The following is a 13304-nucleotide window of genomic DNA, read 5'->3' as shown; positions in this document are numbered from 1 at the left end:
AATCAAAAAAATTGAACAATGCAAATCTTAAAATTTTTATTTTTTTTTAAAAAATAAAAAAACTTTTTTTATATCAAGCCCCAAAATAGATAAAATAACAAAAAACAATAAAAATCCAAAATAAACCAAAAATGGCAAAACACTAATTGGCGACACAAGTCCATTTGAAAAGTTTACTAAAATAATCATTTGAGCACCATAAGGAATAATGCCTTGGAAAATACAAGAGAACATATCTAAAATAGAAGCACTTCTTTGAACACTGATGTTATTTTCAAAAGCTATCTTTTTTGCCACTTTGCCGCAAATAAGTATGGCAATTGTATTATTAGCAAGAAAAACATCAACTATTGAAACAAAAGCCCCAATAGAAAATTCCGCTGAACTTTTTCCTCTAATCAAAGATTTTAATTTAATAAGTAGCCATTTAAAGCCTCCATTATGAATAACAGCAAAAGAAACTCCCCCTGTTAAAATTGAGAGAAAAATTAAATCTGCCATATTTAAAAATCCTTTATTAATGTTTTTCATTACATCTAGAAAGTATAAATTGCCATAAAAAATGCTAATAAGACATATAGAAAAAATACCTAAAAAAAGAACTATAAAAACATTCATTCCGGCCAAAGAAAAAAATATAATCATTAAATAAGGCACAGTTTTCACCAAATCTATTGAACTTTCATGTAAAAAATTTGTGGTATTGGGCAAATTCTCAGAAAGAAAGAAAAAAGAAAAAAAAGTTAGTATAGCAGATGGAAAAGCATAAAAACTGCTACTAATAAAAACATCCAAGATATTGCTACCTTGAGTCCGACTAGAAACAATCGTTGTATCTGATATTAAAGAAAGATTGTCTCCAAACATAGCCCCACACATTACAGATGCTGCTATTAAATTCGGATTAATGCCACTTTTAACAGCAATATTAAAAGCAATAGGAGCAATTGCAACAATAGATCCAACAGAAGTACCAGCAGAAAAAGAGAGAAAGCAGGTTACAAAAAATATACCAGAAACAATCCAATTGGGATTAATATATTTAATTCCCAAATTTGCTACAGTTTCAACACAGCCCATTTCTTTGCAAAGAGAAGAGAAAGCTCCCGAAAACATAAAAATAAGACACATCAGTATAATATCGTACTGAGCAGCCCCTTTAATAAATATGTGAATTTTATCGGAAAATTTTCCTTTAAACACCAAAAAACAAACAATGGAAGCCAAAAACATTGCAACACTGGCCGGCAGCTGGTAAAAGGCCATTTCTACACCAACAACTCCTAAATAAATCCCCGTGCCTAAATAGATAATAATAAAAACAAAAAAAGGAATAAGCCCAAGAAAATTTGGCTGCCCTCTTACTTCAATATTTTCCATATACATCCTTTAAATATAAGCACCGTTTTTATAAAAAAGATTACCTATATTTTTAAATGATACAGCAAATTATTAACCGATGCATAAATTTGCAATCAAATCAAGAATAAAAATCCCCAATTCTCTTAAAATATTTAAAAAGAAAAATAAAATTTATCAAAAACTTTACTACTAAGTCGCAAGAAATAAAAATCTAAGAAAACTCATTATAAATAAAGCAAATGCTAAAAAGGAATGGGAATAAATTATATAAAGAATTTTATCTCATTTATCTCATTTATAAAATATCTTTTAAAATCTTTTAAAAAACTAGAAAATTAAATTTTGCGCCAAAAATGATCTTTTTCTAAAATAGAGTCTATCTCTTTTGGCCCTTCAGAGCCATAAAAATAATTACAAATTTCAATATCTACCCATTTATTTGAAATATCTGAAACAAATTCCCAAGAGCTTTCAATCTCATCACTTGTTGCATACAAAGTGCCATCCCCTAAAAAAGCGTCTAACAATAAACGCTCATAAGCCTCATCAAACAATCTTTTGAATGTTCCATGATATGAAAATTCCATATTAGCAGTTTGAATTTCATAATTATATCCGGGCTTCTTAGTATTGAATTTAATCTCAATTCCATCCCTTGGCTGAATTCTAAATATTAAAGCATTGGAAAAATCAACAGAACTATTGTTAAAAAGGGTAAAGCTTGGTTTTTTAAATTGAATATATATTTCTGAAAATTTCCTAGCAAGACCTTTGCCAGTTCTAAGATAAAAAGGAACACCGGACCAACGCCAATTATTAATAAACACTTTCATAGCTAAATAAGTTTCAGTATTTGAATTTCCCAAAAATTCTGTTTCATCTTTATAGCCTTTTTTAAAAACCCCTTGAACTTTTGAACCTATATATTGACCCTTAACAATGCAATTCTTAATATCCTCTTTGCTAATTTTCCTCAAGCTTTTTAAAACTTTTACTTTTTCATCATGAATAAACTGAGAATCAAATTTAATAGGAGACTCCATTGCAACAAGGCTTAACAATTGTAAAATATGATTTTGAACCATATCTTTCAAAGCTCCAACAGAATCGTAATACTCTACTCTTCCATCAAGCCCTAATTCTTCTGCTACCGTAATCTGAACAAAATCCACATAACGATTATTCCAAATATTTTCAAAAATAGAATTGCCGAATCTAAATGTAAAAATATTTTGAACCGTCTCTTTGCCTAAATAGTGATCTATTCTGTAGATTTGATCTTCTTTAAAAGCAGAATAAAGCAAGCTATTTAATTTTTTTGCTGTTTCAAGACTAGAACCAAAAGGCTTCTCAAGAACTATTTTTGACAAAGTCAATCTTTCGCTTAAAAAACACCTTTTCAAATGATTAATTATAGGTCCATAAAATGTAGGAGACGTCGAAAGATAATATATCGTTTCTCTATTTTTATCTAAAAATTTAAATAAATTTTTATAGGGCTCCTTTTCATTAAAATCACCAAATACATAAACAAAAAAATTTAAAAAAATCTCAATCAACGAATCGGTCTCTTCCTGCCATAAAGAATCTTTAATATACAATCTAAATTCTTTATCTGTAAAAATTTTACGAGAAAAACCAATAACCCTAAAATTGCTAATACATTTATTTTTAAATAAATTAAACAGCGAAGGAATAAGCTTTTTTCTAGACAAATTCCCGGTAACTCCAAAAATTACAATATCAAAATTAGAAACACTTTTTTCTTTCATAGAATTTAGTCCAATCTGGCCAATTTATTATATTTTGAAAAACCAGATATACAAATATCAACAATAAAAGTTAAGCTCAAATTAAATATCATTTTTTTATAAACAAAACTAGTATATAATAAGGAGAATGAAAAATCTATCACTATTTACAGATTTTTATGAAATTTCAATGATGAATGCTTATTTTACAAAAGGCATTAATCCTAAAGCAAAATTTGAAGTATTTTTCAGAAAAACACCGTTTAAAAATGGATACATTGTTTTAGCTGGAATGCACACATTAATTAATGAATTAAAAAATATTCGTTTTGGAGAAAATGAGCTTGAATATTTAAAAAGATTTAATATGTTAGATAAACGATTTTTAAACTTTCTAAAAGAATTCAAACTAAACGTAAAAATAAACTCAATACAAGAAGGTCGCCTAGTTTTCCCCTATACCCCAGTAGTTGTGATTGAAGGGCACTTAATAGAATTATTATTAATAGAAGGACTAGTTTTAAATATAATAAACTTTGAAAGTTTGATAGCAACAAAAACCGCTAGAATAAAAGAATCTGGTGCAAAAATTTTAGCAGAACTTGGGCTAAGAAGGGCACAAGGAATAAATGGAGCACTTTCTGCCAGCAAGGCCGCCTACATAGGGGGAGCAGACTTCACAAGTAATATGCTTGCTGGATATAAATACAATATACCAGTCACAGGAACAATGGCTCATAGTTGGGTAATGAGCTTTGAAACCGAAGAACAAGCATTCAGAGAATATGCAAAAACATATCCAAACAAAGTAAGTTTACTAATCGATACTTATGACACGCTTAACAGCGGATTAAAAAATGCCATCAAAATATTTAAAGAATTAAAACAAGAAGAGGAAAATAATTTTTCAATAAGAATTGACAGCGGAGATCTTGAATATTTAAGTAAAGCCGCAAGAAAAGAATTAAACCAAAATGGATTAAATCATGTAAAAATTATTGCATCTAATGAACTTGACGAAAATATTATCATGTACTTAAATTCAATAAATGCTCCAATTGATATTTGGGGCGTTGGAACAAATTTAGTTACAGCAAAAGGAGATCCAAACCTTTCAGGGGTATACAAAATGATCTCTATAGAAAAAAATGGGAAATTTATACCAAAAATAAAAATATCAAATAACACAGAAAAATCCACATTGCCTGGGCAAAAAGAAGTTGCAAGAATCTATTTAAATGGCCAGATGATCCTTGATTTTATCTTTCTAAAAGAAGAAAAAGATAAAATCAAAGACCATCTAGATTCAAGAAAAGAATTTACCGTTTTTCATCCAATACAAGACAACATTTTCAAAATCATCAAACAATATGACGATTTTGAATTTCTAATTCACACGGTCTTAGAAAATGGAAAACTTTGCAAAGGCTATGAGCCTAGCTTAAACAATATTAGAAATAAAACCAAGCTTGACTTAAGCAAACTTGAACATACGTACAGAAGAATAATTAATCCCCACATATATAAAGTAAGTATCAGTAAAAACTTAAAAAAGTTAAAAAACAAGCTCATAAAAGATATCAAAAACAATTAATATATGCATATATACAAAACTAACGAAGTAAATAAAATTTATAATAAAATCAAAGAACTAACTCAAAACGACAATATTTTTAAAAAAGAAACACTCATCATAGTAAAAAATGATCTCTTAAGAGAAGAAATTAAAAAAACTATAGCAAAACTAAATGGGATTTCTTATAATCTAAATATTAAAAAAAATGCTATAAAAAGCATATATGAAATTTCTTTAAAAAATCCTAATATAAAAAAATACATAAAAGAGAACACTTTCTCATTTTACTTGGAAACAGAAAAATTCATTTTATATAACATATTGAAAACCGAAAAACTAAAATACATAAAAGATTTCAAATCAATAAAGAATAGATACTTTTTTGCATCAAAAATAATAGATTTATTCCACCATTATTACTCAAAATTTTCAAAATTAATTGAAACCTGGGAAGACAATGGATTTTTATTCCAAGAAGAAAATTTAAAGCCCTACGAGAATATGCAAAAAGAATTGTTTAAAAAACTCTTTGAAAAGCAAAAAAATATTTTAAACTTACATAAAAAAATAATTCAGGAAAACCCAACAAAAAATATAAAAATTGAAATTAAAAAAATAATATTTATTGGCAATAACAGAGAGATTGAGAAAAAAATTCTTAACTCTTTAGAAAAAATTTTTGATTTTGAAGTGCATGTGTTAATTTTTGAAGATTTGCTCAACTATGAATCTGCCCTTGTTGAAGAATTGTTGTTAACAAAAACAAAAATCAACCCAATAAAATATCAGGCTTTAGAAAAAGTAGACATTGAATTATTTAAAGGTAAAAATTTTTTAACAAGCATTAAAAATAATATCATGGCAAAAACTCCAATTTCAAAATTAGACGATAGCTTTAAAATAATAGAAGCTAAAAATCAAAAACGCGAAGTAGAAATTTTGACAAATCAAATAATACACTCAATGCAACAAAATAACCTGAAATTAAGCGACATAGCAATAACTTGTTTGCAAGAAAAATTTAATGAATATTTGCCATATATAGAAGAGTGCCTAAATAAATATGAAATCGAATACAGCGTTCTATGTTATAACAATTTGTCAAGAGGAGAAAGCATAATAGCCTTAAAAAGGCTAATGGATCTTTTCATATCAAAAACCGGAACAATTAGCAATTTCAGTAGAAAAGAAGTATTTGATCTGCTAAGCAACAACAAAGTAATGAAAAAATTTAATATATCAACATCTGAATTAAACTATTTAATAGAATTTAGCGATGCAATGAACATTAGTTTTGGCGCAAACAACACCCACAAAGAAAATTTAAACTATGATCAAAACTTTTTAAACTCTTGGGAAGATGGATTTAATCGATTTTTAATGTCTGAAATATTTGACGAAAAATACGAAGAAGAAACTCAAAAAGAAAGCACAAGATTTCAAGATCAAGAATCAATAATGAAACTTATAACAATAGTAAAAAGTTTGTACGAAGATATAAACTATTTTAAAAATAAGGCATATAAAGTATATGAATGGGCAGAAATCATAGAAATTTTTATTCAAAAATATATTTATCTTGAAGAATTTAATACAACCGATGAATATTTGCAAAATAAAATAAAATCCTTTAAAAATTTTCCCAGAGATTTAAATGACAATCTTTACAAAAACTATTTACAAGAAATTAATGAAATAAAAATTGAATTTTACCTTTTTAAGATTATGCTTGAAGAAAGTATTGAAAAAGAAAAATACGGAGTAATGTATAAAAAAAATGGAATATTGATTGCCAATTACAAAGAACTAGAATATCTTCAAAAAAAAGAAATTCATTTTTTGGGATTTCAAAAATTCAACTCCAATATAAATTATGATAATATGAATTTATTAAATGAATACTATGAACATGAAAACACTGAAAAAGAGACAATAACAGCTCTTTTTAATTTGATTTTTGCAACATCAGAAAAATTTTACCTTTACTGCTCATTTCAAGACACCTTAAGCCCAGAAATTAATACATCAAAAACAATCAACAAAATACTTGAACACATACAAAAGTATGAAAAAAATTTTAAAATAGAAAAACATCCAAATGAAAATCACGACCTAGCATATTTTAAAGATGCAAAAGAAAATTATTTAATAAACTATGATCCAGAAGCCTTCAATATTGCAAAAATACTACAAAATTCTAAATCGATTAAGTTCAAGCAAAATAAAATCAAACTAGAAAGCCCAATTAAGCTAAATTTATACGAATTAAAAAACGCCCTTTCTAACCCTTACAAACATTTTTATGAAAAAACTTTAAACGTGAAAATACAAGACATAAGATTAGAAAATGAAATCAAAGAAAAACAAGAAGAACAAATTTTCAGTGTTATTGAAATTATTTACAGACTTATAAAAAATTCAACACTACTTCATGAATACATAATGGGAAAAAAAGATAATATAAAAATAGCAATAGAAATTATCAAAAACCACATTAGATATGAAATACAACAAGGAAGCATTCCTTTCAACATAGATCAAAAAACGACTGTAAATGAAATCTTAAAAAGAATAAATAAATTAAAATTTAATGCTACTGAAAGCTTTTTTAAGCTTTCAGCAATGACAAAAAGCAAAATTAAATTTTGTAAAAAAATAAAACTAAATTTTCAAAAAAAAAATATAGAATTTGAATTAAAAAAAGATATTGAGAATGTATATAAAGTCGAAAACGATTATTTTTATTTAAATTTTGTAAAAAAAGACTGTCGCAGTATCCCGGATAAAATAAAAAATGAAATAGATTTATATATAACAGGACTGCTAATAAAAAAAGAAATACAAAATTTCAATTCATTAACGGAAATAAAAATTGATCTTGAAAGCTTAACAGCAAAAACAACTATCTGTTATCATCACAAAGAAATATTAATTGAAGACATTGAAAATATGCTTATGCAATTTGCATACATATCAAGCTATCCAACTCCAATTTACCAAAGCTTGATAATTAAAATTTTAACAAAAATAAATCAAAATAATTTTTCAAATTGTTTTAAAAATTTCATAAAAATGCAGATAAAAAATCCTCCCAAAGTTTATTTCACAAGCAAAGCACACGAGAGATTCTTAAAAACTAGCGAAATAACACTCTGCGATTACTATAACAGATTTAAAGACACTCATGATTTCAAGTTAGACGAAAATTTACTAACATTGATAGAAAAATTTTACATTAAATTTGTAAGGACAAAAAATTAAAATCCATGGACAAAATCCTAGAAAAAATTAAAAATAACACAACAATATTAATAGAAGCATCGGCAGGCACTGGTAAAACCCACATACTTGAAAATGTGGTTATAAATTTAATAAAAACCAAGCTATACTCCATAAATGAAATCTTGGTATTAACTTTTACAAAAAAAGCCACAGAAGAAATGCACACAAGAATACTAAAAGTAATAGAAAATACTTACCTTAACTCAAAAACAAATGAAATTTTAAAAGAAGCTTATGAGCAGTCAAAAAAACTCTTTATATCAACAATCAATAAATTTGCATTACATGCCTTAAATAATTTTCAAATTGAAACAGAAAATTATTCCAAGTATAAACCTAAAGAAAAATTTTCAAAAGAAATAGATGAAATAGTTTACGACTTTTTAAGAAAATCAGATAGCTTGATTCAAGCTCTTGATATTAAAGACTACGAACTTAAAGTATTTAAATCTGATGCTAAAAAAACAGAAGAGATTGTTTTAAAAATAAAAAAAGCTTACGAAAGAGATACAACTCAAGAGCTTGGGGATTGGCTTAAAACCCAAACGGCATTTGAAAGCATTCTTCTTAAAAAGGAAGAGCTGATCAAAGATTACAACAAAATAATAGAAGATTTGGATAAAATGACAAAAGATGAAATATTAAGCTTTTATAATAAACATATTCAAACTGGTAAACTTGAAATAGAATACTCTAAAGAAAACGACATATTCAAAATATCAGAAACATTAATGAAAAATAAATTTTTTTCAACTCTACTAGAAAAAGAAACTAAAAAAAATTCTAAATTATCACCTAAAGAACTTAAGATTAAAAATGATTTAATCTGCTTAGGAATTAATATTAAACACGAAAAATATAAATCAGAAGACAATAGAAATAAAAATAGAAACAATTTAAAGCAATATGTTGTTTTAAAAGTTGAATACAAAATACTAAAGTATATAGAAGAAGAACTAGAAAAAACTATTAAATTAACAAGCACAATAGATCAAAATTCCATAATTTCAAATTTAAAAAATCACTTAAAATCAGCAGACAAAAAACTTCTAAATGCAATCAAAAATCGATACAAAATCATTTTAATTGATGAGGCACAAGATTTAAGCTTAATACAAATTGAGATATTTAAAATATTAAAAACAGCAGGAATAAAATTAATATTCATAGCCGATCCAAAACAGATAATATATTCCTTTAGAAAAGCAGACATTTCATTTTATAACAAAGAAATAAAAAATAAAATCAACGCAGACGCTAGAATTGTACTAAAAATAAATCACAGATCAAGCAAAAAACTCATAGAGCCTTTAAATAAAATTTTTAATAATATATACAATAATGCAATAGCTGATGACATTGAAAAAATTGAATTTACTAATTCAATTCCAAATCAAAAAAACGACAATAATAAAATTTTCATCAACGGACAAGAAATAGAAGGAATCAATATAATAACCACAAATACAGAACTCGAAGAAGACATTTACCAAAAAACAGCATTAACAATAAAATATTTGCTTGCATATGGAAAAATTGCTCAGAATGATAAAATTAGAAATATTGAAATGCAAGACATTAAAGTACTTTGCAGAGGAAAAAATGAAATCAATTTAATAGATAAAGCATTAAAAAAAGAGCAAATCCAAACAAACAAAACTCAAGAAAAATTTTTAAAAACCAAAGAATTTAGCGAAATTTTCTATATTATTAAATGCTTAGACCGAAAACAAAGTTTTAAAACCCTAAACTATATTCTAAGCAGTAAAATACTAAATGTGCCGTGGAATTTGCAAAGAATTTTAATCAAACAAGACAAAATTCACCTTATAGAAGAATTTATTGAAAATATAACAGCTTTGCTTGAAAAAAATGAAATAACATTAATAAATGCAATTAACAAAATCACATTCGAAAAAAACTTGTGGATCAAAATTGCAAATATCACCAAAGATCAAAAAATTATTGAATGGGCAAAAAATAAAATAAATTACAAAGGTCTTCTTATTAAAGAAGGTAAGCTTGAAAATTTAAAAATCTATGAAACAACACTTGAGACAATCTCTAAAATATATCATAAAGAACAAAACATACAATCTCTAATCTCTACTTTAGAAAGCTTAATAACAAACGAAGAGCCTGAAGAAATAGAAGAAAAACCCAACGGCATAAACAATGATAATGAATCTATAGAACTCATGACAATTCACAAATCAAAAGGGCTTAGCATGAATATTGTATTTTTAATCAATACAACTCCAATAGAAAATAGCAATTTTCTTTCAAAAAAAAATCAATTTTACAAATTTTATAAAGACGGCAACATTGAATATGATTTTTTTAAATTGGAAGAAAATAAAAAATATGCAAGACTAAAAATACTAAGCGAAGAAAAAAATATATTTTATGTGGGAGCAACAAGAGCTAAATTTACTCTTTTTATTACAAAAACAAATAGCATAACTAGCAAATTATTAGAAATAGCAAAAATCTTTACTATCGATGATATTAAACAAGACTTTAACATATATGAATTTATTGGTCAAAAGAGATTTAATAAAAGAAAAGGCATTACAAATGTAAATACAAAATTAATTCCGCCAAAACCAATAATTAAAAACATGTTTAAAAAAGAATATACATCTAGTTTTTCAAGCTTAACAGCACAAGCCCATCATAAGGCATTTTATGAAAACTATGATTTTAAAAATATTAACTACGAAAAAGAAACAGATCTTGATTACGAGCCCGGATTAGAAGAGACTTTGCCTAAAGGAAAAGACAGCGGGAACATTTTACATGCCGCTATGGAAGAAATAGTCTTTAGCACAGCAAAAGATACATTTGATAATTTTAAAAAAAATAACATTGGAATTATTGAAAAACAAATACAAAAAATTAACTCAAATCTCAATACAATAGAGATACAAAATTCATTAACTAAAATGATTTATAACATACTAACCTATAATATAAGAGCAATTAATACTCGACTATGTGATATTGAAGAATTACAAAAAGAAATGGAATTTTTAATAAAAATAAATTCTGAATTTCAAAACCAAAAACATCTTTTTGACAAACACTTTGAAGATCTTCACATAAAACTAAGTGATGGATATTTAAAAGGAATAGTAGATCTCATATTTAAAGCTAATAATAAAATATATATCCTGGATTACAAAACAAATTATCTTGGAAAAGATACGGATGATTATACTATAACAAATTTAGAAAACACAATAAAAAAGGAATATTATGATTTGCAATATAAAATATATGCTCTTGGAATAAAAAAAATATTATTTAAAAACAAAAGAGAATATAATCAAAAATTTGGTGGAATAATATATCTTTTTACAAGAGCATTTAAAGACAATATTGAATGCTTAAATTCAAAATTTGAAAATGGCATTTATTTTAATCTTCCAAAATTTAACGACGTAGATTTAGATAAAATCATCTTAGAATTAAGCATTAAAAGACAATTATGAGAGATTTTTTAGTATTAAGAGAATTTTTAAAAGATAAAAGCAAAAAATTCTTAACCCCTGAACTTAAGCTTTATGAAATAATTGAACTTTTAAATATCAATAAAAAAAATTGTTATAAAGCACAAACACTTGCAAAGTTCACAAACAATGAAAATATTGCAATATTTTTAATATTTTTATTTAACTATTTTGATAAAGGCCACCTAAGAGCTGATATAAATCTATTAGCAAAAGATATTCAAAATACAATAATATTTACAAAAGACAACCTAGAAAAAACCAATAAAAGTTACAACAAATTAATAAAAATGCTAAAAGAGTTAGAAACATTTGGAAATCCAGAAACTATTAAGAATATGGTTTTGCTTTTAAAAAAAAACAACATACTAATGGAATTTAACAATAAGCTTAAAATTACAACTCCCCTAATTTTGGAAAACAATATCTACATTTATACTCAAAAAAACTACAGAGAAGAAGAAGAGTTAATAAAACAAATTATAAAAAGATTAGAAAACCATAAAAATGAATTAAATGACAATAAAATACAAAATATAATATCAACTTTAAATATCAATAATTTAAATAAAGAGCAAATTACATCAGTGAGAAAGGCATTAAAAAGCAACTTCTTTCTATTAAGCGGAGGCCCCGGAACAGGCAAAACTACAACTATTAACTATATCTTAAAAGCAATTAACAAAACATTAAACAATAAAAAAAAAAGATTAGTAGCAATTGCAGCCCCCACAGGAAAAGCCAGCCTAAGACTGCAAACAAGTATAGACTATTCATTCAAAAATTTAGAAATAGAATGCAATACAATCCAAAAACTATTGGGAATCAAATTTATAAATAAAAAAAATTTATATGATGAAGAAAATCAATTAAATTTTGACGTAATAATAATTGACGAAGCTTCAATGGTAGACGCATATACTTTTTTAAAACTACTAAAAGCAACTCCAATAACCACTAAGTTAATAATGGTAGGAGATAAAAATCAACTCCCATCAGTAAACGAAGGAAATGTATATTCAAGTCTTTTAGGAATAAAACAAATAAATAACGATAATGTAGAAGAACTTAAAGAAAATTTCAGAAGCAACAAAGAAATAAATTTGCTCTCAAAAGCAATATACAAAGAAGATAGCACTTTGATTTGCAAATACATTAATGACAATAAAAATATTCAACTGAAAGAAATAGAAAAAATAAACTTAAAAAAAGATCTAATAGAATATACAAACAATTTATATAAAAAAATACCCACTTTTAATCTTAAATTGCTAAAAGAATCAAAAATTGAAATAATACTTGAAACTTTACTTGAAAATATAATTTTAAGTTCAAAAAATTTTGGCAAATTTGGAACTAAGACACTAAATGAAATAATAAAAACTTACCTAAAAAAGACCTATGGAAGCTTTATTGGCCAAATAATAATGATAACTAAAACTGACTATAAAAATAAATTATTTAATGGAGAACGGGGTGTTATTTTTAATGAAAATTCTAAATTTTATGCTTTATTCCAAAGAAAAGATGAAAAATATAAAAAAATAAATTTAGATTTACTAACAAATTATGAATTCAGTTTTGCCACAACAATACACAAAAGCCAAGGATCTGAATACAAACATATAAAAGTAATATTAGAAAATAACCCTTTTTTAACAAAAGAGCTTATGTATACTGCAATAACAAGGGCCAAGGACAGCTTAGAAATAATTTCTAACAAAGAGACTATTATTAAGCTAAGCAAAAAATCTAGCAAAAGAGATTCAAAAATACTAGAACACGTAAACTCATTTAAAGAAATTGACAAATAAATTAAAA

Annotated in this window: 6 protein-coding genes; 4 read left to right on the top strand and 2 right to left on the bottom strand. The window is 25.5% G+C overall.

The annotated features are described in order from the left end of the window. Nucleotides 1-36 precede the first annotated feature (36 nt). Both BBIDN127_RS03185 and zwf read right to left on the bottom strand, forming a co-directional pair. Nucleotides 37-1380, bottom strand: a complete 1344-nt coding sequence (locus BBIDN127_RS03185) for a Na+/H+ antiporter NhaC family protein (RefSeq protein WP_014023852.1) — start codon at nucleotides 1378-1380, stop codon at nucleotides 37-39. 317 nt (nucleotides 1381-1697) lie between these two features. Further along, on the bottom strand, nucleotides 1698-3134 hold the full coding sequence (gene zwf / locus BBIDN127_RS03180; protein ID WP_014023851.1) for a glucose-6-phosphate dehydrogenase: 1437 nt from the start codon (nucleotides 3132-3134) through the stop codon (nucleotides 1698-1700). A gap of 127 nt (nucleotides 3135-3261) precedes the next feature. Here zwf and BBIDN127_RS03175 point away from each other — a divergent pair, with 127 nt between their 5' ends. The 4 genes from BBIDN127_RS03175 to recD are packed head-to-tail and all read left to right on the top strand — an operon-like array spanning nucleotide 3262 to nucleotide 13297. Then, the gene (locus tag BBIDN127_RS03175; RefSeq protein WP_014023850.1) at nucleotides 3262-4707 is read left to right on the top strand and encodes a nicotinate phosphoribosyltransferase; all 1446 of its coding nucleotides are present in this window, start codon (nucleotides 3262-3264) and stop codon (nucleotides 4705-4707) included. A 3-nt stretch (nucleotides 4708-4710) separates the two neighbouring features. Next, a complete protein-coding gene (locus tag BBIDN127_RS03170) occupies nucleotides 4711-7950 on the top strand; it encodes an exodeoxyribonuclease V subunit gamma (RefSeq protein WP_014023849.1) in 3240 nt (1079 codons plus the stop codon). 5 nt (nucleotides 7951-7955) lie between these two features. Further along, the gene (gene recB / locus BBIDN127_RS03165) at nucleotides 7956-11465 is read left to right on the top strand and encodes an exodeoxyribonuclease V subunit beta (RefSeq protein ID WP_014023848.1); all 3510 of its coding nucleotides are present in this window, start codon (nucleotides 7956-7958) and stop codon (nucleotides 11463-11465) included. After that, nucleotides 11462-13297, top strand: coding sequence for an exodeoxyribonuclease V subunit alpha (recD, locus tag BBIDN127_RS03160; protein ID WP_014023847.1), 1836 nt, complete (start codon nucleotides 11462-11464; stop codon nucleotides 13295-13297). Before recB ends, recD begins: the two co-directional genes overlap by 4 nt. Nucleotides 13298-13304: the final 7 nt, after the last annotated feature.

The organism is Borreliella bissettiae DN127 (assembly GCF_000222305.1).
Taxonomy (GTDB): Bacteria; Spirochaetota; Spirochaetia; order Borreliales; family Borreliaceae; genus Borreliella; species Borreliella carolinensis.
The sequence above is the reverse complement of the archived record's forward strand: the minus strand, read 5'-3'. Positions and strand labels throughout refer to the sequence as shown.